This is a genomic window from Tepidamorphus gemmatus (assembly GCF_004346195.1).
Taxonomy (GTDB): domain Bacteria; phylum Pseudomonadota; class Alphaproteobacteria; order Rhizobiales; family Tepidamorphaceae; genus Tepidamorphus; species Tepidamorphus gemmatus.
This window is the reverse complement of sequence record NZ_SMAK01000004.1, coordinates 1-24,966: the sequence shown is the minus strand read 5'-3', so window position 1 is coordinate 24,966 and position 24,966 is coordinate 1. Positions and strand designations below refer to the sequence as shown.

Below are 24,966 nucleotides of genomic sequence, written 5' to 3'. Positions count from 1 at the left end.
GAGTAACCATGGCGAGGCTCGATCAGGCCGCGCGGTCGATCTTCCTGAAGGAGTTCGTCTCGGCGTTCTTCCTGGCGATGCGATACTTCTTCAAGCCGAAGGCGACGCTGAACTATCCCTTCGAGAAGGGGCCGACATCACCGCGCTTCCGGGGCGAGCACGCGCTGAGGCGCTATCCGAACGGGGAGGAGCGCTGCATCGCGTGCAAGCTGTGCGAGGCGATATGCCCCGCCCAGGCGATCACGATCGAGGCCGGGCCGCGCCGGAACGACGGAACGCGCCGCACCACGCGCTACGACATCGACATGGTCAAGTGCATCTACTGCGGCTTCTGTCAGGAAGCCTGCCCAGTCGATGCAATCGTCGAGGGACCGAACTTCGAATTTGCCGTCGAGACGCGCGAGGAGCTCTACTTCGACAAGGAGCGTCTGCTGGCAAATGGCGAGCGCTGGGAACGCGAGATCGCCCGCAGCATCGAGCTCGACGCACCCTATCGCTGAGACCGAAATCCACATGTCCCGGCGTCGGTAGACGCGTATCGGGAACCGTTCTATAGAGGCCGCAGCGCCGGAGTTCCGGCCTGTCGCCTTCCCCCGGGGGACCATCCTGACATGATCCTTGCGACAGCCTTCTTCTACCTGTTCGCAGCGGTGATGATTGCCTCTGCGGTCATGGTGATCGGGTCGCGCAATCCGGTCCACTCGGTGCTGTTCCTGATTCTCGCCTTCTTCAACGCTGCCGGCCTGTTCCTGCTGCTCGGGGCCGAGTTCCTGGCGCTGATCCTGCTCGTCGTCTATGTCGGCGCGGTGATGGTGCTGTTCCTTTTCGTGGTCATGATGCTGGACGTCGATTTCGTTCAGCTGCGCGAGGGCTTCCTCGATTATCTGCCGGTCGGCGGGCTGATCGGGCTGATCCTGCTGGTCGAGCTGCTGCTGGTTGTCGGCGGATGGGTGATAAGCCCCGATATCACGGCGACGGCCACTGCACCGATTCCCGTGCCCACGGAGACGAGCAACATCGAGGCACTGGGCCTCGTCCTCTACACGCGCTACGTCTTCTTCTTCCAGCTGTCCGGGCTCGTTCTGCTGGTCGCGATGGTCGGCGCGATTGTGCTGACGCTGCGCCACAAGGAGAACGTCAAGCGCCAGTCGATCGCCGCCCAGGTCGGGCGCACCCGCGAGGCCGCCATCGAGGTCCGCCGGGTCGAGAGCGGCAAGGGGCTTTGAGGATGGCAGTCGATCTCTCCAACTACCTGGCCGTCGCCGCGATCCTGTTCACGATCGGCATCTTCGGCATCTTCATCAATCGCAAGAACGTCATCGTCATCCTGATGTCGGTCGAGCTGATGCTGCTCGCGGTCAATATCAACCTGGTGGCGTTTTCGGCGCATCTCGGCGATCTCGTCGGCCAGGTCTTCGCGCTTCTCGTCCTCACTGTCGCCGCTGCCGAGGCCGCCATCGGCCTGGCGATCCTGGTCGTCTTCTTCCGCAACCGCGGCTCGATCGAGGTCGAGGACATCAACATGATGAAGGGCTGAGGCCGGGATGTATTCGGCGATCGTCTTCCTGCCGCTGATCGGTGCGATCCTCGCCGGACTGATCACGCTCCTGGGTGCGCGCAAGCGCCATCCTGCCGGGATCGATATGCATTCCGGACATGGGGGCGGACATGCTGGTGCGCCCTATCACGGTGATGGGCATGGCGGGCACCACGACCATCACGAGGCGGCCGAGGGATCGCGTGCCGCCGAACTGATCACCACGGGCTGTCTCATCGTCTCGGCGATCCTCTCCTGGGTATCCTTCGTCGATGTCGGCATCAACGGCAACGATGCCCGCGTGCAGGTCCTGCCATGGGTCGTGTCGGGGTCGCTGACGGCGGAGTGGGCCTTCCGGATCGACACGCTGACGGTCGTCATGCTGGTGGTGGTCACCACCGTCTCGGCGCTCGTCCACATGTACTCGATCGGCTACATGTCGCACGACCCGCATCGGCCGAGGTTCTTCGCGTATCTATCGCTGTTCACCTTCGCCATGCTGATGCTGGTGACGGCTGACAACTTCCTGCAGATGTTCTTTGGCTGGGAAGGCGTCGGCCTCGCCTCGTATCTGCTGATCGGCTTCTGGTATCAGCGGCCCTCGGCGAACGCCGCGGCGATCAAGGCGTTTGTGGTCAATCGCGTCGGCGATTTCGGCTTTGCGCTGGGCATCTTCGGCGTGTTCATGATCTACGGCTCGATCTCCTTCGACGCCGTCTTTGCCAACGCCGCTGACGCAACCGGTCGAACCATCCACATCTTCGGGGCCGACATCGACGCGCTGACCGTCATGTGTCTCCTGCTGTTCATGGGCGCGATGGGCAAGTCGGCGCAGTTCCTGCTGCACACCTGGCTGCCGGACGCCATGGAGGGTCCGACGCCGGTTTCGGCGCTGATCCACGCGGCGACGATGGTGACGGCCGGTGTCTTCATGGTCGCCCGTCTGTCGCCGATGTTCGAGCTGTCGGAGACGGCGCTGACGGTCGTCACCTTCGTCGGAGCGACCACGGCATTCTTCGCGGCGACAGTCGGGCTCGTCCAGAACGACATCAAGCGGGTGATCGCCTATTCGACCTGCTCGCAGCTCGGCTACATGTTCGCCGCGCTCGGCGTGGGCGCCTATTCGATCGGCATCTTCCACCTGTTCACCCATGCCTTCTTCAAGGCTTTGCTGTTCCTCGGATCAGGCTCGGTGATCCATGCAATGTCCGATGAGCAGGACATGCGCCGGATGGGCGGTCTCAGGAAACTGATCCCCTTCACCTACTGGATGATGATCATCGGAACGCTGGCGCTGACGGGCTTCCCGTTGACCGCCGGCTGGGTGTCGAAGGATGCGATCATCGAGGCGACCTATGTCGGCCACAACCCGATGGCTGGCTATGCCTTCGGACTGACCACCTTCGCCGCGCTGCTGACGGCATTCTATTCATGGCGACTGATCTTCATGACGTTCCACGGCAAGTCGCGCGCGCCGTCCGACGTGCTGCATCATGTCCACGAGTCGCCGCCGGTCATGCTGGTTCCGCTTGCGGTGCTGGCCGTCGGCGCCTTGGGTGCGGGCCTCGCCTTCAAATCCCTGTTCATGGGCGAGGGATATGAGGCGTTCTGGCGTGGCGCACTCTACCTGTCGGAGGAGAACCACATCCTGCACGACATGCACGAGGTGCCGGCGCTGATCGTCTGGACGCCGACCGTGGCGATGCTCCTCGGCCTCGGCCTGGCCTGGTATTTCTACGTCGTCAGTCCGGCAACGCCGGGCGCGCTCGCGCGCCAGTTTGACGTCCTGTACCGCTTCCTTCTCAACAAGTGGTACTTCGACGAGATCTACGACTTTCTGTTCGTGCGGCCCACGAAATGGGTCGGCCGTTTCCTGTGGAAGAAGGGCGATGGCTGGCTGATCGACGGATTCGGTCCTGACGGCATCTCGGCGCGCGTGCTCGACGTGACCCGCAAGGTGGTCCGACTCCAGACCGGCTACCTCTACCACTATGCCTTTGCCATGCTGATCGGGGTGACGGCCCTGATCACCTGGTACATGTTCGCGGGGGGCGTCCGCTGATGTCTGGTTGGCCGTTGCTCTCGCTGGTCACGTTCCTGCCGATCGTCGGGGCACTGTTCATCTTCGCCATTCGTGGCGAGGACGAGACGGCCGTGCGCAATGCCCGCTTCGTGGCGCTGTGGACGACCTTCATCACCTTCCTGCTGTCGCTGCTGATCTGGATCTATTTCGATCCGGACACGTCGGCCTTCCAGTTCGTCGAGAAGCACGAGTGGCTCGGCGGCACGATCACCTACCACATGGGTGTCGACGGCATCTCGATGCTGTTCGTCATCCTGACCACCTTCCTGATGCCGTTCTGCATCCTGGCGAGCTGGCAGTCGGTGACGGTCCGCGTCAAGGAGTACATGATCGCCTTTCTCGTGCTCGAAACGCTGATGATCGGCGTTTTCTGCGCACTCGATCTGGTACTCTTCTACCTGTTCTTCGAGGGCGGGCTGATCCCGATGTTCCTGATCATCGGGGTTTGGGGCGGCAAGCGGCGCATCTATGCAAGCTTCAAGTTCTTCCTTTACACGCTGGCCGGCTCGGTGCTGATGCTCCTGGCCATCATGGCGATGTACTGGCAGGCCGGGACGACCGACATCCCGACCCTGATGACTCATTCCTTCTCGTCGGCAATGCAGCCATGGCTCTGGCTCGCCTTCTTCGCCTCCTTTGCGGTCAAGATGCCGATGTGGCCGGTCCACACGTGGCTTCCCGACGCCCATGTCGAGGCACCGACCGCGGGGTCGGTGATCCTCGCCGGCATCCTGCTGAAGATGGGCGGATACGGCTTCCTGCGATTCTCGCTGCCGATGTTCCCCGAAGCATCGGAGATGTTCGCGCCGTTCGTGTTCACCCTGTCGGTGGTGGCGATCATCTATACCTCGCTGGTCGCGCTGGTGCAGACCGACATCAAGAAGCTGATCGCCTACTCCTCGGTGGCGCACATGGGCTTCGTCACCATGGGCATCTTCACCGGCTCGGTGCAGGGCATCCAGGGGGGGCTGTTCCAGATGCTGTCGCACGGCATCGTGTCCGGCGCGCTGTTCCTGTGCGTCGGTGTCGTCTACGACCGGATGCACACGCGCGAGATCGCCGCCTATGGCGGGCTGGTCAACCGGATGCCGCTCTACGCGGCCGCGTTCATGGTCTTCACGATGGCCAATGTCGGCCTGCCGGGTACATCGGGCTTCATCGGCGAGTTCCTGACGCTGCTGGCGGCCTTCCAGGTCAACAGCTGGGTTGCCGTATTCGCCACCAGCGGCATCATCTTCTCCGCCGGCTATGCGCTCTGGCTCTATCGCAGGGTCATTTTCGGCAAGCTCGACAAGGAGAGCCTGAAGCCAATCCGCGATCTCACCCGACGCGAGATCGCGATCCTTGCGCCGCTCGTCGCCTTGACCATCCTGTTCGGCATCTATCCCATGCCGATCTTCGATGCCACCGCCGTTTCCGTCGACAACCTGGTAAGCCAGTACCACGCCGCGCTCGACCAGGCCTCGCGCCTCGCCGCCCTGGCCGAGTGAGGGAGCAGCCATGCAGCCGGACCTGACGATCCCCACCCTCCTGCCAGCCGCGCCGGAGATCCTGCTGGCCGTTGGCGCCATGGTGGCGCTGATGATCGGCGTGTTCCGCAACGACAAGAACTCGTCGATAACCGCCGGGCTGTCGATGGCACTTCTGATTGCGGCGGGCATTCTCGTCTGGCTTGTGCCGGCCGACGGCGCGGCGCTGTTCGGCGGTTCCTTTGTCCTCGATCCCTTCGCAAGGCTGATGAAGACGCTCGTGGCCATCGGGTCAGCGGTCGCGATCCTGCTGTCGGTCGATTACATGCGCTACGGCCATCTGACCCGGTTCGAGTATCCGGTGCTGATGGTGCTCGCGACCTGCGGCATGTTCGTCATGGTGTCGGCCAACGACCTGATCGCGCTCTATCTCGGGCTCGAGCTGCAAAGCCTGTCGCTCTACGTCATTGCCGCCATCCAGCGCGATTCCGTGCGTTCGACCGAGGCAGGCCTCAAGTACTTCGTGCTCGGGGCATTGTCGTCGGGGATGCTGCTCTACGGCGCCTCGCTGATCTACGGGTTCACCGGAACCGTCTCCTTCACCGGGATTGCGGGTTCGGTCGCCGCCACCGGCGCCTCCGTCGGTCTGATCTTCGGCCTCGTGTTCGTACTCGCCGGACTTGCCTTCAAGATCTCGGCCGTGCCATTCCACATGTGGACTCCCGATGTCTACGAGGGCGCGCCGACACCCGTCACGGCCTTCTTCTCGGCCGCACCGAAGGTCGCGGCGATGGCCCTCATGGTGCGCGTAGTCATAGAAGGTTTTCCGGCGCTGACCGGCGAGTGGAAGCAGATCATTGTCTTCCTATCGATCGCCTCCATGGCACTCGGTGCCTTCGCCGCCATCGGCCAGCGCAATATCAAGCGGCTGATGGCCTATTCCTCGATCGCCAACATGGGCTACGCGCTGGTAGGGCTGGCTGCGGGCAGCGAGGCGGGCGTGCGCGGCGTCATCATCTACATGGCGATCTACATCGTCATGTCGCTCGGGACGTTCGCCTTCATCCTGGCGATGCGGCGCGGCGACACGACGGTCGAGACCATCGATGATCTTGCCGGTTTGTCGCGCAACAATGGCTTTGCCGCGTTCATGCTGGCGATGCTGTTCTTCTCGCTCGCGGGCATTCCGCCGCTCGCCGGATTCTTTGCCAAGTTCTACGTTTTTCTGGCTGCGATCGAGGCCGAGCTCTACGCGCTTGCGGTCATTGGCGTGCTGACCAGCGTTGTCGGCGCCTATTACTATCTGCGCATTGTCAAGATCATGTACTTTGACGAGCCGGTCGCCCGGTTCGAGCCGATGGGCGGCGAACTCAAGGCGGTCCTCGGCGTTTCAGGCTTCGCCATGCTGATCTACTGCCTTTATCCAGCGCCGCTCGTCGCCATAGCCGGAACCGCCGCCCGGTCGCTGTTCTGACGATGCGGTTCGTGCTCGGCGCGGCCGCGGCGGCCGCCGGATACCGCCTCGCAGCGTTCGACAGCATCGGATCGACCAACGACGAGGCGCTTGTGCGGGCCCGGGCCGGCGATCCCGGCCGGTTGTGGGTTGTCACTGCGCATCAGTGGAAGGGACGGGGGAGGCGCGGCCGGACCTGGCAGACACCGGTGGGCAATCTCGGTGCCAGTCTCCTGCTGGTCGGTCCGGTACAGATCGCTGCAGCAGCGAGCCTCGGGTTCGTCGCGGGACTGGCGTTGTCCGATGCCCTTAGCCGGATCGCACCGCGACTTTCGACCGCAACGGCACTCGACGGTGCTGAGGCGCCGGGCGGGACACGATTCGAGCTGAAGTGGCCGAACGACGTTCTGGCCGGTGGCGCCAAGCTTGCCGGGATCATGCTCGAATCCGAGGCTTTGCCCGGCGGGGTTACGGCCATCGTGATCGGTATTGGCGTCAATGTCGCGGCATCACCGGTCGATGTTCCCTATCCCGCCACGAGCCTCGCCGACCTGGGTATCGAGGCCGATGCGGGTGCGGTGTTCGCTGCCCTCTCCGACGCCTGGGTCGTACGTCATGCCCAGTGGGACGGGGGCAGGGGGCTGGCGGCGGTTCGGGCGGACTGGCTCGACCGGGCTGCTGGACTCGGCGGCTCCGTGGCAGTGCGGGTCGGCGAGCGGATCGTGCGCGGGACGTTTGAAACGCTGAATGAGGATGGATGCCTGGTTGTGGCGACCGAGGCGGGTGAGCGCATCAGCATCGCAGCCGGTGAGGTGCATTTCGGGACCGTCGCATCGCTTGGCACGACGTCGTGAGGATCGCGATGGCGAGCAAGACGGATCTGGTCTTCCTGCCGCTTGGTGGTGTTGGCGAGATCGGCATGAATCTCGCCCTCTACGGCTACGGTACATCACGCGGTCGCAAATGGCTGATGGTGGACTGTGGCGTCAGCTTTGCGGCCGAGGAGCATCTCCCCGGCATCGACCTGATCCTGCCGGACATCGCCTTCATCGAGGCCGAACGCGCGGATCTGGTCGGCATCCTGCTCACCCATGCACACGAGGACCATTTCGGCGCGCTCGCCGAGCTGTGGCCGCGCCTGCGGGTACCGGTCTACGCGACGCCATTCACGGCGGGGCTGCTGGCCGCAAAGCTTGCCGAGGAACATGGTGCGGCCGAAATTCCGGTGGAGGTGGTGCCGCTCGGTGGTCGGTTCGCGGTAGGACCCTTCGATATCGAGCTGATCTCCGTCACACATTCCATTCCCGAGCCGAATTCGGTCGTGATCCGCACGCCTGCCGGCACCGTGCTGCATACGGCCGACTGGAAGGTCGATCCGCAGCCGGTCGTCGGCGTTCCGTTCGACCCGGCGCCCTTCGTCGCGCTGGGCGCCGAGGGCGTCGACGCGCTTGTGTGCGATTCCACCAATGTGATCCGGGACGGTCGCTCGCCAGGCGAGGGCGACGTTGCCAGGTCCCTGGGCGAGATCATCAAGGCAGCGGAGAACCGTGTCGCGGTCACGGCATTCGCATCCAATGTCGCCCGGATCCGCTCGGTCGGTGAGGCGGCGCTCGCCGCCGACCGGCAGGTCGTCGTCGTCGGACGGGCGATGAAGCGGGTGATCGCGGTTGCGCGCGAACTCGGTCTGCTCGACGGTCTGCCGGCCTTCCTCGGCGAGGATGGCTATCAGCGCCTGCCGCGCGACAAGGTGGTGGTCCTGTGCACCGGCAGCCAGGGTGAGCCACGTGCCGCCCTGACGCGGATCGCCGGTGGCAATCATCCGACAATCGAATTGGCGCGCGGCGACATGGTCGTCTATTCGGCCCGCACGATACCCGGCAACGAACGGGAGGTCGGAGCGGTGGTCAATGCGCTCGTCAAGGCAGGGATCGAGGTGGTTACCGACCGGACCCATCTCGTGCACGTGTCCGGCCATCCGCGGTCCGACGAATTGCGTGACATGTATGCCTGGGTGAAGCCGCGCGCGGCCGTCCCGGTGCACGGGGAGGCACTGCATCTGCACGAGCACGCGAAACTGGCCCGTTCGATGGGCGTCGAGCGGGTGATCGTCGCATACAACGGCGACATGGTGCAGCTCGCCCCTGGTCCTGCCGGGATCATCGACGAAGCACCGGTAGGCAGGCTCTACAAGGACGGTCGGGTCATCATCCGGGCGGATGCCGAGGCGATCCGTGAGCGCCGCAAGCTCGCTTTTGCGGGGTTTGTCGGAATTGGCGTGGCAATCGACGAGCGCGGCGAGATCGCGTCCGATCCGCAGATCGAGCTGATCGGCCTTCCGGAGCGCACCGGCGACGGAGAAGCCTTCTTCGAGCTCGTTGCGGACAGTGTGGATGCCGCGCTCGACAGCCTGCCCCGCGCCCGCCGGCGCGATCCCGAGGCGCTGGCTGAGACGCTGCGGCGCACGGTCCGAAATTCGGTTCAGGCCAAGTGGGGCAAGAAGCCGATTTGCCACGTGTTCGTGCTCGAGGTATGAGCGGCGTAGGCTTGCAGCGGAGGAGGTCGGCATGATCGGGCGTCTCAATCACGTGGCGATCGCAGTGAAGGATCTCGCAGCGGCGACAGCAGTCTATCGAGACACGCTGGGTGGCCGGGTGTCCGACGCCGTGCCCCAGCCCGATCACGGCGTCACCACCGTCTTCGTCGAGCTTCCCAACACCAAGATCGAGCTGCTCGAGCCACTCGGCGAGGATTCCCCCATCGCGCGGTTCCTGGACCGCAATCCCGACGGCGGAATTCACCATCTGTGCTACGAGGTGGAAGACATACTGGCGGCCCGCGACCGGTTGATCGGCGAGGGCGCCCGTGTTCTCGGCGGCGGCGAACCGCGCATCGGCGCCCACGGCAAGCCGGTTCTGTTCCTTCATCCCAAGGACTTCTGTGGGACGCTGGTCGAACTTGAGCAGGCCTGATCGGACGGCAAGACACCATGACGCTGCTCAGCGCGCTCGCGATCTATCTGGTCATCTGGTGGATCGTGCTGTTCGCCATCCTGCCGTGGGGGGTGCGCACGCAGGAGGAGGCGAACGACGTGGTGCCGGGCTCGGCCGCGAGCGCACCCATGAACCCACAGCTGATGCGCAAGGTTCTTGCAACGACCGTCGTTTCGGGCGTGATCTTCTTCCTGCTGTGGTTCGTCGTCGCAGTCCTCGGCGTCACGCTCGACGATATCCCCTTCCTGCCGGACTTTTCGGTGCCGCTCTGACCCTCTGTTGCGACGCGAGTTCTGCGTAGAGCCGGTTCGCAGTCCGGTGCAGCTGATCCGAGGCATCACGCCGCAAGGCAGGAACGGCCCGCGGCAAAACAAAAAAAGCAAGGCGACGCCTTGCTTCTCAGTCATCGAATATCCGTCGGTCGGGCGACCTCAACCAAACCTACGACACAACGGCGGCCGCCGTTTTCGGCGTACCGGCATGTTGCGTTCCTCCCGAGACCTGGACCGTTGTGCCTTGCTGCTGCAAGACATCATGGGCAGTGGGCCTCTTTTTTATGCAGCGATATTACAGGCCCGCGGCAACGTTGCAATATGCTTCTCGATGCGACACGTTTGCCGGACCATATGTCCGCAAAGTCGCCGGCATGTTCGACATCCGAACGGAGCGACGCTCGGGCGACTGGATTGGCAGTCCCTGACTCGCCCTTGTGTTTTGCCCGTCAATGCGCTTTGTGTCGCCCGACGATCGCCAACGACAAGGTGCCGAACTCCATGCGCCTCTCCCGCTATTTCCTGCCGATATTGAAGGAAACCCCCAAAGAGGCGGAGATCGTCTCGCATCGCCTGATGCTGCGCACAGGCATGATCCGACAGGAAGCCGCCGGCATATATGCCTGGCTGCCGATCGGACTCAAGGTTCTGCGCAAGGTCGAGCAGGTGGTTCGCGAAGAACAAAACCGCGCCGGCGCGATCGAGCTCCTGATGCCGACCATCCAGTCCGCCGACCTCTGGCGCGAGAGCGGCCGCTACGACGATTACGGCAAGGAGATGCTGCGTATCCAGGACCGGCACGAGCGCGAAATGCTGTTCGGGCCGACCAATGAGGAGATGATTACCGAGATTTTCCGCGCCTATGTCAGGAGTTACCGCGACCTGCCGCTGAACCTCTATCATATCCAGTGGAAGTTCCGTGACGAGGTGCGGCCGCGCTTCGGCGTGATGCGTTCACGCGAATTCCTGATGAAGGACGCCTATTCCTTCGATCTCGACCAGGAAGGCGCGCGGGCCTCCTACAACCGCATGTTTGTCGCCTATCTGCGCACTTTTGCCCGCCTTGGCCTGAAGGCGATCCCCATGGTGGCGGAATCAGGTCCGATCGGTGGCGACATGAGCCACGAATTCATCATCCTCGCCAGGACAGGCGAGAGCGAGGTGTTCTGCGACAAGGCGCTGCTCGATCTGCCGATTCCGGCCGAGGATACCGATTTCGACTCGGATCTGTCGCCGATCGTCAGCGAATGGCTCTCCTTCTATGCCGCGACGGACGAGAAGCACGAGCCGACCCGCTTCGAGGCGGAAGTCCCGGCCGAGCGGCGCATCTCGGCCCGCGGTATCGAGGTCGGTCACATCTTCTATTTCGGCACCAAGTACTCCGAGCCGATGAAGGCCGTCATTGCCGGCCCGGACGGGGTGGAGCGGCCTGTCCACATGGGTTCCTACGGAATCGGACCGACACGCCTTGTCGCCGCCATCATCGAGGCCAGTCATGACGAGGCTGGAATCGTCTGGCCCGATTCCGTCGCGCCGTTCGATGTCGGCCTGATCAACCTCAAGGCGGGGGATCCGATGACCGATACGGCTTGCGGTGACCTGTACGACAAGTTGCGGGCGGCCGGTCGCGACGTGCTCTACGACGATACCGACGAGCGGGCCGGGGCGAAGTTCGCGACCATGGATGTCATCGGCCTACCCTGGCAACTCATCGTTGGGCCCAAGGGACTCGCCGAGGGAACCGTCGAGATCAAGAGGCGCGCAACCGGCGAGCGGCACGCGCTGTCGGCCGAATCGGCGCTCGCGCGACTGGCGGGGTGAAGTGGGCAGGGGAGTTGATGCCGCTCGCTTGGCCGCAATGTCACCAAATCATCGCGGCCGGAGTGCAGCGGAAAGCCGGGATGACTGCGGCGGGTGAGTGGCGGACGGCGCAGATGGCAGCGGCACGGACCGGAGGGGCTCGAACATGACCGACCGCGCCGTCGCCGGTACGCGCCCGTTTGCCGGGTTCGAGTGGCTCCTGGCGCTTCGCTATCTGCGCGCTCAGCGCAGGGCCGGCTTCATTTCGGTCATCGCCGGGTTCTCGTTTCTCGGCATCATGCTGGGCGTCGCCACGCTGATCGTGGTGATGGCGGTGATGAACGGCTTCCGCACTGAACTCATGGACAAGATCCTCGGACTGAACGGCCACGCCGTCGTTCAGGGCTACGATACCCCCTTCGTCGATTACGAGGCAGTCGACGCGGCGATCGAGACCATTCCGGGAGTGCGCCTGTCCTTCCCCTTCGTCGAGGGACAAGCGCTCGCCTCCTCGCCGCTCGGCGGATTCGGGGCGCTGGTCCGTGGAATGCGGGAGGCGGATCTGCAGCAGCTCGGCAGTGTCGCCCGCAACGTCCTTCAGGGCACGCTCGAAGGCTTCGACAAGGGCGAGGGGATTGCGGTCGGTGCCCGCCTTGCCGAGCGGCTCGGCTTGAGCGCCGGCGACAGGCTGACGCTGATCTCGCCACGCGGCGCCGCAACACCGTTTGGCACGACGCCGCGGATCAAGGCCTATCCTGTCGTAGCTGTCTTCGAGATCGGCATGTCCGAGTACGACGGCGCCTTCATCTTCATGCCGTTCGAGGAGGCGCAGGCATACTTCAACATGGACGGTATGGCCACCGGCGTCGAGGTGATGATCGACAATCCCGATCATGTCGACGCCCTTCGTCGTTCGCTCGACGAGGTGATCGACCGGCCGATCTTCGTGTCGGACTGGCGCCAGCGCAACCAGACCTTCTTCTCGGCCCTCGAGGTTGAACGCAATGTCATGTTCCTGATCCTGACCATGATCGTCCTGGTCGCCGCGCTGAACATCGTCTCGGGCCTCATCATGCTGGTGAAGGACAAGGGCCACGACATTGCCATTCTGCGCACCATGGGGGCGACGCGCGGCGCGGTGATGCGCGTGTTTCTGATCACGGGTGCCTCGATCGGCTTCGTCGGCACCTTCGCCGGGCTGATGCTCGGCATGGTGATCTGCTGGAATGTCGAGTCGATCCGCCAGGGCCTGTCCCGTCTCACCGGAACCGAGTTGTTTTCGCCGGAACTCTACTATCTGAGCCGTCTGCCCGCCGAAATGGACGCCCGCGAGGTCATTGCGGTCGTGGTCATGGCGCTGGTCCTGTCGTTCCTGGCGACGCTCTACCCTTCTTGGCGGGCCGCCCGTCTCGACCCGGTAGAAGCGCTGCGCTACGAGTAGCCGATGGTCGATTTGCACCAGGGCAGCGAGTCAGAAGCCGCGGCAGATCCGCTGATCGACCGGCCGTTCCGCGACCCCGATGCGCTGGTACTCGCCGGGGTCACGCGGTCCTACAGCCAGGGTAAGACGAGGCTCGAGGTTCTGCGCGGCGTCGATCTCGTGGTCTCGCCCGGCGAGATCGTCGGGCTCGTCGGCCCGTCGGGTGCCGGCAAGTCGACATTGTTGCACGTGGCCGGGTTGCTGGAGCGACCTGACGAGGGCTCCGTCTATGTCGGTGGCAGCGATACGACCGGGCTCGATGACGGTCGGCGTACGGCGCTGAGGCGCAGCGCCATCGGCTTCGTCTATCAGTTCCATCACCTTCTGCCGGAGTTCACCGCGCTGGAAAACGTCGTCCTGCCGCAGCTGATCGCTGGTCTCGACAAGACCGAGGCGAAGCGTCGTGCGGCCGAGCTTCTGGCGTTCCTGGGGCTCGGCGAGCGCGCCATGCATCGGCCGGGCGAACTGTCCGGAGGTGAGCAGCAACGCGTGGCGATCGCGCGTGCGGTCGCCAACGCGCCGCGGATCCTGCTTGCCGACGAACCGACCGGCAATCTCGACCCGGATACTGCCGAACATGTCTTCGCAATGCTGCTGAAACTCGCCCACGGAACCGGACTGGCGGCACTGATTGCCACCCACAATCTCGACTTTGCGGCGCGCATGGACCGCCGCGTCACCTTGCGCGAGGGACGGATCGTCGAGCTGTAGGATCGGTGCACCGGCGGCGTCCCTGCCGGTACAGCGCGACCGACGCCCGGTGGATCCGGGCGTCGGGTCAGGTCAGTCGCCGATCTCGGGACCGCCAGGTCCTGCCTACTGGAGTTCGGCTCGCGGCCGGGGCGTCGTGGCCGTTTCCGGCGGAAGGACGGGATAGGCGATGGCGGGCATCGTTCCGGTCAGCGAACCGAGAAAGGCGACGATCGCCTCGACTTCCTCATCGTCCAGTTCCTCGCCGAGCTGCGCGGTCCCCATGATTGCGACAGCCACGCCAAGGTCCCAGACACGTCCCGAGTGGAAGTAGGGGGCCGTGACCGCGATGTTGCGCAGCGGCGAGGCGCGAAACACGTAGGAGTCGTCGACGGTCTTGGTAACCTCGAACCGGCCCCGGTCATTCTCCGGCAGGATGTCCGCACCCGGCTTTTCGATCAGGCCGAACGGATAGTAGCCGTGCCCGCCGACATTGACGCCGCTGTGACAGGCCGCGCAGCCCTTGTCCATGAACAGGGCGAGGCCCCGCTTCTCGAGGTCGGTGAGCGCCGCGTCGTCACCGTTGAGATAGGCATCGAACGGCGCGGGCGTGATCAGGGTGGCCTCGAATGCCTCGATTGCCTTGGCCATGTTGTCGAAGGTGACCGGATCGTCCTCGTCGGGGAATGCCGCTTCGAACCATGCCACGTAGAGCGGCATCGACTTGAGCGTGGCGACGACCTGGTCGGGCGTATTGGCCATTTCGACGCTGGCCTGGACGGGGCCCTTCGCCTGCGCCTTGAGGTCTTCCGCGCGGCCGTCCCAGAACTGAGCCTCGTTGAGAACGGCATTCAGCACCGTCGGCGCGTTGCGCGGTCCCCGCTGCCAGCCGTGCCCGATCGACGTTTCGAGGTTGTCGTCACCGCCGGTCGCAAGGTTGTGGCACGAGTTGCAACTGAAGACGCCGCTCGCCGACAGGCGCGGGTCGAAGAACAGAGCCTTGCCGAGTTCGATCTTTTCCGTGGTGATGCGATTGTCCTTGACCGCCGGAATGGTCGAGGGCAGCGGCCTGAACACCTCGAGTGCCTGCTCGCGCAAGTCCTCTGCGGTCGCGAGGGATACGGCGCAGACCAACGCTACGGCTGTCGTCGTTGCGATATGCAGGAGTCTCTTCATGGCGTGCCTCGTTCGCGTTCGCCGCACTCCGCTGGCCCCGCGGTACCGGCTCGCGCGCCATGTGCATTCCGCGCGGGCATTCGGGCGGCGTCTCCACTGGAACAAGCCTAATCGGGACCGGACGCAGCCTCTTGACCTGGATCAACCGGAGGGCGAGCCGAATGTCGCAGTTCCTCCGCAGGTGTTCGCTCAGGTCGTTCCCGCCAGGGCGAGGACACCATCCGCGACGAACTGAACCGCCAGCGCAGCCAGAACCACGCCGAGCAGGCGCGTGACCACCATCCGCACGGTGTTGCCCATGATCCGGTCGAGGGGCACCGCCACCAGAAGCACCGCCAGCGTGGCCGCAAGCACCGCCAGCACGACGCCGACGACAAGGGCAAGTCTGACGGCATCGCTACCTGCCGGGGCGGCGAGCAGAATTACCGCAGTGATGGCTCCCGGCCCGGCCAGCAGGGGAACGGCCAGTGGCACGGCGGCGACGTCGTCGTGGGCCTCTTCGGCAACCGAGCGTTCGGCCGTGGTGGATTTGCGCTGCTGACGCCTTTCGAACACCATCTCGAAGCTGATCCAGAACAACAGCAGTCCGCCCGCGACGCGGAAGGCGGCAAGCGTTATGCCCATGGCCCCGAGCAGCCAGCGGCCGACCAGCGCGAACAGGATCAGCACTGCCGCCGCGATCAGGACGGCCCGCAGCGCGACCCGCCGGCGCCCGGCGGGTGTCCGGTCACCGGTGAGGGCGAGGAAGATCGGCGCAATGCCGACCGGATCTATGATCACGAACAGCGTGACGAAGGCCGCGATCAGGCTTTCAAGGCTCATGTCCAACCCCGGACGGCAAGGGGCCGCGCGCACACCTGCGCGGAGTCTGGTCCCTCGCTGGCGGGCCGGCAAGCCGCTGTGGGGCGTGCCGCTGGCCGACGGCGCCGCAGCGGTGCCGGTATTCCTCTCCAACCCGCCTCATAATCGCCTGATTTTTCGATAGAATTCGTCTGTGCAAAGCCGCCCGCCGGGTTTGCCCGAACGGCCCGGAATCGGGTAAGAAAAAGGTTCCTCGGAACCCTCCGGAAGAGAACACCTTGGCAGAGTCAGAGCTTCCCCCGTCCGGCGAAGGACTGCCGGGCGCGCCCAGCGACATTCGCCCGGTCTCGATCACCGACGAGATGCGCCGCAGCTATCTCGATTACGCGATGAGCGTGATCGTCAGCCGCGCGCTGCCGGATGTTCGCGATGGCCTGAAGCCGGTACATCGGCGCATCCTCTACTCGATGCACGAGAACGGCTACGAATGGAACAAGCCGTACCGGAAGTCGGCTCGCGTCGTCGGTGACGTCATCGGCAAGTATCACCCGCACGGCGACCAGTCGATCTACGACGCGCTCGTTCGCATGGCGCAGGATTTCTCGATGCGCCTGCCGCTGCTCGACGGGCAGGGCAATTTCGGCTCCATCGACGGCGATCCGCCGGCGGCGATGCGATACACCGAGGTGCGCCTCGCCAAGGTTGCCCAGGCAATGCTGGAAGACATCGACAAGGACACGGTCGACTTCCAGGACAACTACGACAATTCCGAGCGCGAGCCGACCGTCCTTCCGGCGCGTTTCCCCAACCTGCTGGTCAATGGCGCTGGCGGCATTGCCGTTGGCATGGCGACCAACATCCCGCCGCACAATCTTAGCGAGATTGTCGATGCCTGCATCGCCTGGATGGAGGATCCTGCGCTCGATTTCGAGCGGCTGAGCGAGCTCGTCCCGGGACCGGATTTTCCGACTGCAGGCATCATTCTCGGTCGCGGCGGCATTCGACAGGCCTACACCACCGGGCGCGGCTCGATCGTGATGCGCGGCCGTGTCCACACCGAGACGGTGCGCAAGGAGCGCGAGGCTCTGGTTATCACCGAAATCCCGTATCTGGTGAACAAGGCGACGATGATCGAGAAGATCGCCGAGCTGGTTCGCGACAAACGCGTCGAGGGCATCTCGGACATACGCGACGAGTCCGACCGCCAGGGCATGCGGGTGGTGATCGAGCTGAAGCGCGATGCGATGGCTGATGTCGTGCTGAACCAGCTTTACCGGTACTCGCCACTGCAGACCAGCTTCGGCGTCAACATGGTGGCACTGAACGGCGGTCGGCCGGAGCAGATGTCGCTCCTCGACATGATCCAGGCCTTCGTCACCTTTCGGGAGGAAGTGGTCGGCCGCCGAACCAAGTTCCTGCTGGCCAAGGCCCGCGATCGCGCCCACGTGCTGGTCGGTCTGGCGATTGCGGTCGCCAACATCGACGACGTGATCCACCTGATCCGCACCGCTCCGGATCCGGCAACCGCGCGCGAAGCGCTGATGGCGCGCGACTGGCCGGCGAGAGACATGGCACCGCTTATCGAGCTGATCGCCGATCCACGTCATCGCCTCAATGAGGACGGCACCTACCGGCTGTCCGAGGAGCAAGCACGGGCGATACTCGATCTGCGCTTGCAGAGGCTGACAGCGCTCGGGCGCGACGAGATTGGCGACGAACTGCACAAGCTCGGCGAGTCGATCGCCGACTATCTCGACATCCTGCGCTCGCGCTCCCGCATCCAGTCCATCGTCCGGGCCGAACTGACCGCTCTGAAAGAGGAGTTCGGAACGCCCCGGCGCACCGAGATCGTCGAGGCGGAAAGCGATTTCGAGGACGAAGATCTGATCCAGCGCGAGGACATGGTCGTCACGGTCAGTCACGCCGGCTACATCAAACGGGTGCCCTTGTCCACCTACCGCGCGCAGCGCCGCGGCGGCAAGGGCCGGTCCGGAATGTCGACGCGCGACGAGGATTTCGTCACCCGGCTGTTCGTCGCCTCCACCCATGCGCCGGTTCTGTTCTTTTCCTCACGCGGCATGGTCTACAAGATGAAGGTCTGGCGCCTGCCAGTCGCCGCACCGCAGGCGCGCGGCAAGGCGCTGGTCAACCTGCTGCCGCTGGCCGAAGATGAGCGGATCACCACGGTGCTGCCGCTGCCCGAGGACGAGGAGAGCTGGGCTTCGCTCGACGTGATGTTCGCGACGAACCGCGGCACGGTGCGTCGCAACAAGCTGTCCGATTTCGTCCAGGTCAACCGCAACGGCAAGATCGCAATGCGTCTCGACGAGGGCGATGCGATCGCCGGAGTATGGACCTGCTCGGAGGATGACGACATCCTGCTGACCACCGCCCGCGGCCAGTGCATCCGCTTCCCGGTCACCGAGGTGCGGGTGTTCAAGGGGCGGGAGTCGACGGGAGTGCGCGGCATCGCGCTTGCCGACGGCGACAGCGTCATCTCGATGACCGTGCTGCGGCATTTCGATGCGACGCCGGCCGAACGCTCGACCTACCTGAAGATGCGCCGCGCACTCGCCGGCGAGGTCGCCGAGGAGACGCAGGAAGAGGGGGAGCCGGAGGCCGGCAACGGCGTCGAATTGGGCGAAGCCCGCTACGCCGAGATGAGCGCTGCCGAACAGTTCGTGCTGACCGTCTCGGCAAACGGCTACGGCAAGCGCACCTCGTCCTTCGAGTACCGGGTGACGGGACGCGGCGGCAAGGGCATCGTCGCCATGGTCGTCAATGAGCGCAACGGCCCGCTGGTCGCCTCCTTCCCGGTGGAGGAGACAGATCAGATCATGCTTGTCACCAATGGCGGCCAGCTCATCCGGGTGCCGGTGGACGGAATTCGTGTCGCAGGGCGCAACACTCAGGGCGTCATCGTCTTCAACACCTCCAAGGATGAGGAGGTGGTCTCCGTCCAGCGCATCAGTGAGGAAGAGGATGCCGGCGAGCAGGTCGGCGGCCACACCGGTCCCGGTGTCGAGGGCGGCGGCGAGAGCTTGCCGGGGCCTCGCTAACCGCCGATCGAGATGCGATACAGCTCCTCGCGCTTCTGCCGGATCGTCCGGTCGTCGACCTCGATCCGCCGGATGCTGCGGGTCGCGGTCTCGGCGCCGCTGTGCAGGATGCATTCGGCGGCCAGATTGGGCCAGACCGCTTCCGGGCAGCGCCGTGCCACGTCGGATGAACGGTCATGGATGGACATGCGCAGATCGCGCGTGATAGCCCCGTCGCGCGAGGCCTCGGCCTCTCCGGGCTCGTTCGCGATCGCGAAGGCGAGAATACCGGCAATGGCGCACAAGGTCACAGGTGCATAGCGATTGATGAACTTCATGTCTTGACGCCCCAGCTCTTCGGATTTGCCCGATTGTTGAAGGCGATCATAGGGATCAATTCTGAACGAAGGCCGAATCGGCCGTTCAGGTCTCGTTCATCCTGAATATTCCGTTACCTGCAGCCGCCGAGACGGTCCGGCAGACACGGCTTGTGTGGCGGCGCCCGGCGGGCTATCCACGCGCCATGATCCGCATCGGTCTCTATTCCGGCTCGTTCGACCCCATCACCAACGGCCACCTCGACATCATCGGGCGTGCGGCGCGCATGGTGGACATGCTGGTGGTCGCGGTCGGCGTCCATCATGGCAAGACGCCGCTGTTCGAGCCGGCCGAGCGCTGCGCCATGATCGAGCAGGAAGCGGCCGGGCTTGTGGCCGCGGCCGGGGCGAAGCTGCGGGTGGTCACCTTTTCCGGCCTTGTGGTCGATGCGGCGCGCGAGGCCGGTGCGGCCGTCATCTTCCGCGGCCTGAGGGATGCGACCGATTTCGACTACGAGATGCAGATGGCCGGTATGAACGCCGCAATGGCTCCAGCCGTAGATACGGTCTTTCTTGGCGCCTCGGCCGGTTGCCGCCACATTGCCGCCAGTCTCGTGCGTCAGATCGCCGGCATGGGCGGCGATGTCTCGGCCTTTGTGCCGGCCGCCGTCGCCCGGCGGCTGAAGGAAGTCCTTGGATGATCCCGACTTCAGGCTTACTCGAAGGGGGTGTGCAGATCGCCCTCGGCCTTGCCATGCCCGCGGTCATCGTCGAGACGATACACTTCGCCATGCTCGATGCTTCCGACACCTATGTGGAGATCAACCGCGGCTTGCCCGCGGTCCATGCGTCGACCTGGAACCGCGTCGGCACGGCAGACGCGGTCGGGACGTCGGCAGCGGCGGGTCTCGTCGAGGATCCGGCAGCACGTTCGGTGATGATCGGGCAGTCCTCCGTCTATGCGGGCGGTGCGGCCGATCACGGTGTCAACGACCCGCTCGCCGCTGCACGGCTTTTCCGCAACGAGGAAGCCGGAACGACCCGCCAGCATGGCTGGCTGCAACTGCACGGTCGATCCATTCGTCCGCTAGCCTGTGATGGTCCCTGACATGAGCATGATGTCCCGCGCTGCGGCGATCCTCGTCGCTGCCCTGTTCCTTGCGCTTCCGGCCAAGGCCCAGTCTTCCGATCCCGAGAACACGCTCATCCTGGAGGTGCCGTCGGGCAGGGTGGTGATCCGTCTGAGGCCGGACCTCGCGCCGGCTCATGTCGAGCGGATAAAGACGCTGACGCGCGAAGGATTCTACGACGGTGTCCCGTTCCACCGGGTCATCGAGGGCTTCATGGCGCAGACCGGCGATCCGACCGGAACCGGCACCGGCGGCTCGAAGTATCCGGATTTGCAGGCCGAATTTACCGGGACACCCTTCGAGCGCGGCGTCCTCGGCATGGCGCGCACGTCCGATCCGGACAGCGCGAACAGCCAATTCTTCATCATGTTTGCCCCGGCGCCGCATCTGAACGGCCAGTATACCGCGTTCGGAGAGGTGATCGAGGGAATGGAGCATGTCGACGCGATCAAGAAGGGTAGCGTCGCGCAGAACGGCATGGTGAGTAATCCCGACCGGATCGTCAGAGCCAGGATCGCTGCCGACGTCAATTGATCCACATCGAAGCGCGCATCGAGGAGACCTCCCATGTCCCAGTACGCCGATCCCGAGAATACCCTCATCATGGAAACCACCAAGGGCAGGGTGGTCATCGAGATGCGTCCGGACCTGGCGCCTGGCCATGTTGCCCGCATCAAGGAACTGGCACGGCAGGGCTTTTATGACGGCATCGTCTTCCACCGCGTCATTGACGGCTTCATGGCCCAGACGGGCTGTCCGCACGGCACAGGCACCGGAGGGTCCGGACGGAAGCTGAAGGCCGAGTTCAACGCAGAGCCGCACAAGCGCGGGACCGCCTCGATGGCGCGTGCCGCCAATCCGGACTCCGGCGACAGCCAGTTCTTCATCTGCTTCGAGGACGCACCGTTCCTGGACCGTCAGTACACGGTCTGGGGCAAGGTGATCGAGGGCATGGAGAACGTCGACAAGATCAAGCGCGGCGAGCCCGTGCGCGATCCCGACAGCATCGTCTCGATGAAGGTCGCGGCGGATCTGAATTGAACGGCGAAAGCCGCGGAACAGCCGCCGCGGCTCGCCGGGCGTTGCGGCCGGTCGGCCGGGCAGGAAAGAATGCGCGTCGACCTGTTCGATTTCGAGCTTCCGCAGGAGCGCATCGCCCTGCGTCCGGCGGAGCCGCGCGATGCGGCGCGATTGCTCGCGGTGCGCCCCGGCGCGATACCGGAGCTCGAGGATTGCGGCGTCCTCGACCTGCCGCGTCTGTTGGCGTCCGGCGACCTGCTCGTGTTCAACGACACCCGTGTCATCCCGGCGCGGCTGCACGGGCGCAGGATCGGGCGCGGCGGTACCAAGCCGAAGATCGAGGCGACGCTGCACATGCGCCTCGACGGCTCGCGCTGGCAGGCATTCGTCAAGCCGGCCCGCAAGCTGCAGCCGGGCGACGTCGTCCGCTTCGGCGGCGAGGGGCGCGTGTGCCTGCTCGGCATGCTCGACGCGGTGGTCGAGGCGAAGGGCGAGGGCGGCGAGGTGACGCTTTCCTTTTCCTTCCACGGTCCCGCGCTCGACCAGGCGATTGCCGAGCTCGGCGAGCTGCCGCTGCCGCCCTACATCGCAGCGCGCAGACCCGTGGACGAGCGCGACGCCGTCGACTACCAGACGATCTTCGCCCGCGTGGAGGGGTCGGTCGCCGCCCCGACCGCCGGTCTGCACTTCACCGACCGACTGCTCGCCGCGTTGGACCAGCGCGGGATCGGCCGTGTCGGCGTCACCCTGCATGTCGGCGCAGGCACCTTCCTGCCGGTCAAGGCCGACGATACCGCGGCGCATCGCATGCATGCGGAAATCGGTTCCGTCACGCCTGCGGCGGCCGAATTGATCAACCGGATGCGGGCGGCTGGCGGGCGCATCGTCGCGGTCGGCACGACCTCGCTGCGCCTGCTGGAATCGGCAGCCTCGGAGGATGGGCGAGTCCGGCCGTTCTCGGGGCCAACCGACATCTTCATCACACCGGGCTACCGGTTCCGCGCAGTTGACGTGCTGTTGACCAACTTCCACCTGCCGCGCTCGACATTGTTCATGCTGGTTTCGGCCTTCTCCGGGCTGGAGACGATGCGGCGGGCCTATGCGCACGCCATCGAGTCGGGCTATCGCTTCTACTCCTATGGCGATGCCTGCCTGCTGTTTCCGGGGCCGACCGAATGAACGTTCCGCACAGCTTCAGCATCCATGCCAGGGACGGCGCCGCCCGGCTGGGCACTCTGGCCTTCCATCGCGGCGCTGTGCGAACGCCGGCGTTCATGCCGGTCGGCACGGCTGCCACAGTCAAGGCGATGTTCCCGGAGACGGTGCGGGCGACCGGCGCCGACATCGTTCTCGGCAACACCTATCATCTGATGCTGCGGCCCGGCGCCGAGCGGGTCGCGGAACTCGGCGGACTGCACCGCTTCATGAATTGGCCGCGGCCGATCCTCACCGATTCCGGCGGTTTCCAGGTCATGTCGCTGTCAAGCCTGCGGAAGCTGACCGAGGACGGCGTCATCTTCCGTTCGCATCTCGACGGCAGCGAGCACAGGCTCAGCCCGGAGCGTTCGGTGGAGATCCAGCGGCTGCTCGGCGCCGACATAACCATGCAGCTCGACGAATGCGTTGCGCTGCCATGCGCCGACGCCGAGGCCGAGCGGGCGATGGAGCTGTCGCTCAGATGGGCGGAGCGCTCGAAGCGGGCGTTCGGCTCCGATTCCTCCCGCGCCCTGTTCGGGATCGTTCAGGGTGGAACGGTGCCGGCCCTGCGCCTGCGCTCGGCCGCCGGCCTCGTCGACATCGGTTTCGATGGCTATGCGGTCGGCGGACTCGCGGTCGGCGAACCGCAGGCGGTCATGCTGGAGACGCTCGACGTGACCGTTCCCGCGCTGCCTGCCGACCGGCCCCGCTATCTCATGGGCGTCGGGACCCCGGAGGACATCCTGCTGTCGGTGATGCGCGGCATCGACATGTTCGACTGCGTGATGCCGACACGGGCGGGACGCCACGGCCAGGCCTATACACGGCGCGGCCGCATCAACCTGCGCAATGCCCGTCATGCCGACGATCCGCGTCCGCTCGACGAGGAGAGCGACTGTCCTGCTGCCCGCGACTATTCGCGCGCCTATCTGCACCATCTGATCAAGGCGGGCGAGATGCTCGGCGCAATGCTGCTCACCTGGGCCAATGTCCATTACTACCAGCAGCTCATGGACGGCATCCGCGCAGCGATCGCAGCGGGGAGGCTCGCTGACCATGCCGAGGCGATTCGGCGCGCTTGGGCGGCAGGCGACATTCCGCCGCGCGGATGATCAGGCCCCGGTCCCGGGTCGCAGGTAGCAGCCGCTGATGCGCCAGGTTCCGTCCGGCTGTTTCTCGAGGGTATAGACCGCGACCCAGAAGGCGCCGTCGGGACCGACAACTTCGAGCATCTGCAAGGCGCGGTTGCCCTCTGCCGTGAAGTCGGCGAAGGCAAAGCTGCGCGGACGGAAGACCGGCTCATAACCTTGTTCGACCATCCGCATGAAAATCGCCGGAGTGCGGAAGCGCATCTGGATCGACGGGGCGGCGTGGGCGAAGGCGCGGGCGCTGTCTCCGGCCGCGAATGCGGCGATCTGGTCGGCGATGATGTGCTGGACGTCGGTGGCGTCGCGGTTCTTCTCGGCGGAGGCGGTCGCCGAGACACTGGCGAACATCACCGCGCCAGCCACCACAAGCAGCCAGCGACGCCAGGCCCGTACCCGGAACATGCTTTGACTGTCGACCATCTTGATCATAACCCATTTTACGCTCTCCGGCGCGATCCGGATCTGACCACAGGGTGCCAGGCGCGCGGCGCGCGGAGGCGAGCTTGAGCTTGACCGATAGCCTGCGGACCCCTACGGTCCCGGCACTTCCGAGCCCGTAGCTCAGCCGGTAGAGCAACTGACTTTTAATCAGTAGGCCGTGGGTTCGAGTCCCACCGGGCTCACCAAAATCCCTGAAAAAGCAATTACTTACAGGTACGTCGCGGCGGAATTTGGACATCGGCTGGTTGGTGTCCGCACTGTGTCCACGAAAAAGCCCCGGCGCTGGTCGGGGCCTTACAAGGCTGATCTTATCGCCCAAGGGCTGATCACCTGTCCTCTTAAGCTTCTTGACTGACGAATGAGTTGATCGTCTCGATCGGCCTGCGCCCCTGGTTTCGGTAGCCGAGGTGCGGCCGTTCGGTGTTGTAGTGGCCAGCCACTGGTCGAGGTCGTTGAAGCCCGCGGCCTGACACGGCCTTGATCGACGACTGAAGCCCCGCCGAAAGGCGGGGTTTCTTTGTCAGCCGTTGCGGTAGTCGTAGGCGAGCCGCATCAGCTCCTCAATCGCATCCTTATGGTTTTCGACGTCGCCCGTCCCGAGGCGAATACGATACAGACCCCATCTCTTGCTGTATTCGAGGGTGTCGAGCCCTGCGCCATTGATCTTGGCATCAATCTCATCAGACTGCTTCAGCTTTAGCTCCAGCGTCATGTGCCCCTTCTTCGGGCGGAAGGTCACGAAATTGTACGGCTGGCGGTTGCGCGCGAGCCCGATGTAGAACTTGTTGTACTTCAGCTCCAATGACGGATCGAAGGTCCGTGCGATCTCTAGTGGATCACGTCTGACATTTGAATCCCGAGAGGGATTCCCTCGAGCGGCGTCGCATGCGAGTCTGGGCCATGCGCCCCGGGATTTCCATCACC

25 protein-coding genes, 1 tRNA gene and 1 pseudogene are annotated in these 24,966 nt (G+C 64.8%); 21 read left to right on the top strand and 6 right to left on the bottom strand.

Annotated elements, in window-relative coordinates; all coding sequences use genetic code 11:
• Window positions 1-8: 8 nt before the first annotated feature.
• The 13 genes from nuoI (at window position 9) to EDC22_RS07525 (ending at window position 13,795) form a co-directional block, all read left to right on the top strand.
• Window positions 9-500 carry an NADH-quinone oxidoreductase subunit NuoI gene (gene nuoI, locus EDC22_RS07585; protein ID WP_132806044.1) on the top strand — a complete coding sequence of 164 codons (492 nt, stop codon included), beginning with the start codon at window positions 9-11 and terminating at the stop codon, window positions 498-500.
• Window positions 501-611: 111 nt separating this feature from the next.
• A complete protein-coding gene (locus EDC22_RS07580) occupies window positions 612-1,226 on the top strand; it encodes an NADH-quinone oxidoreductase subunit J (protein ID WP_132806043.1) in 615 nt (204 codons plus the stop codon).
• 2 nt (window positions 1,227-1,228) lie between these two features.
• The gene (gene nuoK / locus EDC22_RS07575; RefSeq protein ID WP_132806042.1) at window positions 1,229-1,537 is read left to right on the top strand and encodes an NADH-quinone oxidoreductase subunit NuoK; all 309 of its coding nucleotides are present in this window, start codon (window positions 1,229-1,231) and stop codon (window positions 1,535-1,537) included.
• A 7-nt stretch (window positions 1,538-1,544) separates the two neighbouring features.
• Window positions 1,545-3,599, top strand: coding sequence for an NADH-quinone oxidoreductase subunit L (nuoL, locus tag EDC22_RS07570; RefSeq protein ID WP_132806041.1), 2,055 nt, complete (start codon window positions 1,545-1,547; stop codon window positions 3,597-3,599).
• Window positions 3,599-5,110, top strand: coding sequence for an NADH-quinone oxidoreductase subunit M (locus EDC22_RS07565; RefSeq protein ID WP_132806040.1), 1,512 nt, complete (start codon window positions 3,599-3,601; stop codon window positions 5,108-5,110). Before nuoL ends, EDC22_RS07565 begins: the two co-directional genes overlap by 1 nt.
• Before the next feature lie 10 nt (window positions 5,111-5,120).
• A complete protein-coding gene (gene nuoN / locus EDC22_RS07560) occupies window positions 5,121-6,563 on the top strand; it encodes an NADH-quinone oxidoreductase subunit NuoN (protein ID WP_132806039.1) in 1,443 nt (480 codons plus the stop codon).
• Window positions 6,564-6,565: 2 nt separating this feature from the next.
• Window positions 6,566-7,396: a biotin--[acetyl-CoA-carboxylase] ligase gene (locus EDC22_RS07555; RefSeq protein WP_132806038.1), complete on the top strand. Its 831-nt coding sequence runs from the start codon at window positions 6,566-6,568 to the stop codon at window positions 7,394-7,396.
• An 8-nt stretch (window positions 7,397-7,404) separates the two neighbouring features.
• On the top strand, window positions 7,405-9,075 hold the full coding sequence (locus tag EDC22_RS07550) for a ribonuclease J (RefSeq protein WP_132806037.1): 1,671 nt from the start codon (window positions 7,405-7,407) through the stop codon (window positions 9,073-9,075).
• A gap of 31 nt (window positions 9,076-9,106) precedes the next feature.
• Window positions 9,107-9,511 carry a methylmalonyl-CoA epimerase gene (gene mce / locus EDC22_RS07545; protein ID WP_132806036.1) on the top strand — a complete coding sequence of 135 codons (405 nt, stop codon included), beginning with the start codon at window positions 9,107-9,109 and terminating at the stop codon, window positions 9,509-9,511.
• Window positions 9,512-9,528: 17 nt separating this feature from the next.
• A complete protein-coding gene (locus EDC22_RS07540; protein ID WP_132806035.1) occupies window positions 9,529-9,804 on the top strand; it encodes a DUF1467 family protein in 276 nt (91 codons plus the stop codon).
• Between the two features lie 501 nt (window positions 9,805-10,305).
• Window positions 10,306-11,625: a proline--tRNA ligase gene (gene proS, locus EDC22_RS07535; RefSeq protein WP_132806034.1), complete on the top strand. Its 1,320-nt coding sequence runs from the start codon at window positions 10,306-10,308 to the stop codon at window positions 11,623-11,625.
• 145 nt (window positions 11,626-11,770) lie between these two features.
• The gene (locus tag EDC22_RS07530) at window positions 11,771-13,045 is read left to right on the top strand and encodes a lipoprotein-releasing ABC transporter permease subunit (protein WP_132806033.1); all 1,275 of its coding nucleotides are present in this window, start codon (window positions 11,771-11,773) and stop codon (window positions 13,043-13,045) included.
• 3 nt (window positions 13,046-13,048) lie between these two features.
• Window positions 13,049-13,795 (top strand): ABC transporter ATP-binding protein, encoded by a 747-nt coding sequence (locus EDC22_RS07525; protein WP_132806032.1) that lies wholly within the window; start codon window positions 13,049-13,051, stop codon window positions 13,793-13,795.
• Window positions 13,796-13,900: 105 nt separating this feature from the next.
• Here the strand turns inward: EDC22_RS07525 and EDC22_RS07520 are convergent, their stop codons facing one another.
• Complete coding sequence (locus tag EDC22_RS07520; RefSeq protein WP_132806031.1) at window positions 13,901-14,950, bottom strand: cytochrome-c peroxidase; 1,050 nt, start codon at window positions 14,948-14,950, stop codon at window positions 13,901-13,903.
• A 189-nt stretch (window positions 14,951-15,139) separates the two neighbouring features.
• Window positions 15,140-15,772: a MarC family protein gene (locus EDC22_RS07515; protein ID WP_132806030.1), complete on the bottom strand. Its 633-nt coding sequence runs from the start codon at window positions 15,770-15,772 to the stop codon at window positions 15,140-15,142.
• Window positions 15,773-16,029: 257 nt separating this feature from the next.
• Between EDC22_RS07515 and gyrA the strand changes: the two genes are divergently transcribed.
• On the top strand, window positions 16,030-18,810 hold the full coding sequence (gene gyrA, locus EDC22_RS07510) for a DNA gyrase subunit A (RefSeq protein WP_132806029.1): 2,781 nt from the start codon (window positions 16,030-16,032) through the stop codon (window positions 18,808-18,810).
• Here the strand turns inward: gyrA and EDC22_RS07505 are convergent.
• The gene (locus tag EDC22_RS07505; RefSeq protein WP_132806028.1) at window positions 18,807-19,127 is read right to left on the bottom strand and encodes a hypothetical protein; all 321 of its coding nucleotides are present in this window, start codon (window positions 19,125-19,127) and stop codon (window positions 18,807-18,809) included. The two genes, gyrA and EDC22_RS07505, sit on opposite strands and share 4 nt — an antisense overlap.
• Window positions 19,128-19,312: 185 nt before the next feature.
• On the opposite strand from EDC22_RS07505, the gene coaD reads away from it, so the two are divergent.
• From coaD to tgt, 6 genes are all read left to right on the top strand, one after another.
• Window positions 19,313-19,807 carry a pantetheine-phosphate adenylyltransferase gene (gene coaD, locus EDC22_RS07500; RefSeq protein WP_132806027.1) on the top strand — a complete coding sequence of 165 codons (495 nt, stop codon included), beginning with the start codon at window positions 19,313-19,315 and terminating at the stop codon, window positions 19,805-19,807.
• A complete protein-coding gene (locus tag EDC22_RS07495; RefSeq protein WP_132806026.1) occupies window positions 19,804-20,214 on the top strand; it encodes a hypothetical protein in 411 nt (136 codons plus the stop codon). Before coaD ends, EDC22_RS07495 begins: the two co-directional genes overlap by 4 nt.
• Before the next feature lies 1 nt (window position 20,215).
• Complete coding sequence (locus EDC22_RS07490) at window positions 20,216-20,770, top strand: peptidylprolyl isomerase (protein ID WP_425385519.1); 555 nt, start codon at window positions 20,216-20,218, stop codon at window positions 20,768-20,770.
• Between the two features lie 33 nt (window positions 20,771-20,803).
• The gene (locus EDC22_RS07485) at window positions 20,804-21,277 is read left to right on the top strand and encodes a peptidylprolyl isomerase (protein WP_132806025.1); all 474 of its coding nucleotides are present in this window, start codon (window positions 20,804-20,806) and stop codon (window positions 21,275-21,277) included.
• A gap of 69 nt (window positions 21,278-21,346) precedes the next feature.
• Window positions 21,347-22,435: a tRNA preQ1(34) S-adenosylmethionine ribosyltransferase-isomerase QueA gene (gene queA, locus EDC22_RS07480; protein ID WP_132806024.1), complete on the top strand. Its 1,089-nt coding sequence runs from the start codon at window positions 21,347-21,349 to the stop codon at window positions 22,433-22,435.
• On the top strand, window positions 22,432-23,565 hold the full coding sequence (gene tgt, locus EDC22_RS07475; protein ID WP_132806023.1) for a tRNA guanosine(34) transglycosylase Tgt: 1,134 nt from the start codon (window positions 22,432-22,434) through the stop codon (window positions 23,563-23,565). The genes queA and tgt overlap by 4 nt, the downstream gene beginning before the upstream one ends.
• Here tgt and EDC22_RS07470 read toward each other — a convergent pair whose 3' ends face one another.
• Window positions 23,566-24,021, bottom strand: coding sequence for a DUF4864 domain-containing protein (locus tag EDC22_RS07470; RefSeq protein ID WP_165926832.1), 456 nt, complete (start codon window positions 24,019-24,021; stop codon window positions 23,566-23,568). It lies immediately after the preceding gene.
• Window positions 24,022-24,151: 130 nt separating this feature from the next.
• Between EDC22_RS07470 and EDC22_RS07465 the strand changes: the two genes are divergently transcribed.
• Window positions 24,152-24,227, top strand: a tRNA-Lys gene (locus EDC22_RS07465).
• Window positions 24,228-24,380: 153 nt separating this feature from the next.
• On the opposite strand, the pseudogene EDC22_RS07460 reads toward EDC22_RS07465, so the two are convergent.
• Together EDC22_RS07460 and EDC22_RS07455 are read right to left on the bottom strand one after the other, a co-directional pair.
• Window positions 24,381-24,493 (bottom strand): annotated as a pseudogene (locus EDC22_RS07460) (IS481 family transposase); the annotation flags it as partial.
• Between the two features lie 69 nt (window positions 24,494-24,562).
• Window positions 24,563-24,844: a hypothetical protein gene (locus EDC22_RS07455; protein ID WP_132806021.1), complete on the bottom strand. Its 282-nt coding sequence runs from the start codon at window positions 24,842-24,844 to the stop codon at window positions 24,563-24,565.
• Between the last annotated feature and the right edge of the window lie 122 nt (window positions 24,845-24,966).

Bases quoted from the DNA above. Each gene is read 5' to 3' on its own strand.
- nuoI (WP_132806044.1), top strand. From the start codon at position 9: ATGGCGAGGCTCGATCAGGCCGCGCGGTCGATCTTCCTGAAGGAGTTC.
- EDC22_RS07580 (WP_132806043.1), top strand. From the start codon at position 612: ATGATCCTTGCGACAGCCTTCTTCTACCTGTTCGCAGCGGTGATGATT.
- nuoK (WP_132806042.1), top strand. From the start codon at position 1,229: ATGGCAGTCGATCTCTCCAACTACCTGGCCGTCGCCGCGATCCTGTTC.
- nuoL (WP_132806041.1), top strand. From the start codon at position 1,545: ATGTATTCGGCGATCGTCTTCCTGCCGCTGATCGGTGCGATCCTCGCC.
- EDC22_RS07565 (WP_132806040.1), top strand. From the start codon at position 3,599: ATGTCTGGTTGGCCGTTGCTCTCGCTGGTCACGTTCCTGCCGATCGTC.
- nuoN (WP_132806039.1), top strand. From the start codon at position 5,121: ATGCAGCCGGACCTGACGATCCCCACCCTCCTGCCAGCCGCGCCGGAG.
- EDC22_RS07555 (WP_132806038.1), top strand. From the start codon at position 6,566: ATGCGGTTCGTGCTCGGCGCGGCCGCGGCGGCCGCCGGATACCGCCTC.
- EDC22_RS07550 (WP_132806037.1), top strand. From the start codon at position 7,405: ATGGCGAGCAAGACGGATCTGGTCTTCCTGCCGCTTGGTGGTGTTGGC.
- mce (WP_132806036.1), top strand. From the start codon at position 9,107: ATGATCGGGCGTCTCAATCACGTGGCGATCGCAGTGAAGGATCTCGCA.
- EDC22_RS07540 (WP_132806035.1), top strand. From the start codon at position 9,529: ATGACGCTGCTCAGCGCGCTCGCGATCTATCTGGTCATCTGGTGGATC.
- proS (WP_132806034.1), top strand. From the start codon at position 10,306: ATGCGCCTCTCCCGCTATTTCCTGCCGATATTGAAGGAAACCCCCAAA.
- EDC22_RS07530 (WP_132806033.1), top strand. From the start codon at position 11,771: ATGACCGACCGCGCCGTCGCCGGTACGCGCCCGTTTGCCGGGTTCGAG.
- EDC22_RS07525 (WP_132806032.1), top strand. From the start codon at position 13,049: ATGGTCGATTTGCACCAGGGCAGCGAGTCAGAAGCCGCGGCAGATCCG.
- EDC22_RS07520 (WP_132806031.1), bottom strand. From the start codon at position 14,950: ATGAAGAGACTCCTGCATATCGCAACGACGACAGCCGTAGCGTTGGTC.
- EDC22_RS07515 (WP_132806030.1), bottom strand. From the start codon at position 15,772: ATGAGCCTTGAAAGCCTGATCGCGGCCTTCGTCACGCTGTTCGTGATC.
- EDC22_RS07505 (WP_132806028.1), bottom strand. From the start codon at position 19,127: ATGAAGTTCATCAATCGCTATGCACCTGTGACCTTGTGCGCCATTGCC.
- coaD (WP_132806027.1), top strand. From the start codon at position 19,313: ATGATCCGCATCGGTCTCTATTCCGGCTCGTTCGACCCCATCACCAAC.
- EDC22_RS07495 (WP_132806026.1), top strand. From the start codon at position 19,804: ATGATCCCGACTTCAGGCTTACTCGAAGGGGGTGTGCAGATCGCCCTC.
- EDC22_RS07490 (WP_425385519.1), top strand. From the start codon at position 20,216: ATGAGCATGATGTCCCGCGCTGCGGCGATCCTCGTCGCTGCCCTGTTC.
- EDC22_RS07485 (WP_132806025.1), top strand. From the start codon at position 20,804: ATGTCCCAGTACGCCGATCCCGAGAATACCCTCATCATGGAAACCACC.
- queA (WP_132806024.1), top strand. From the start codon at position 21,347: ATGCGCGTCGACCTGTTCGATTTCGAGCTTCCGCAGGAGCGCATCGCC.
- tgt (WP_132806023.1), top strand. From the start codon at position 22,432: ATGAACGTTCCGCACAGCTTCAGCATCCATGCCAGGGACGGCGCCGCC.
- EDC22_RS07470 (WP_165926832.1), bottom strand. From the start codon at position 24,021: ATGGTCGACAGTCAAAGCATGTTCCGGGTACGGGCCTGGCGTCGCTGG.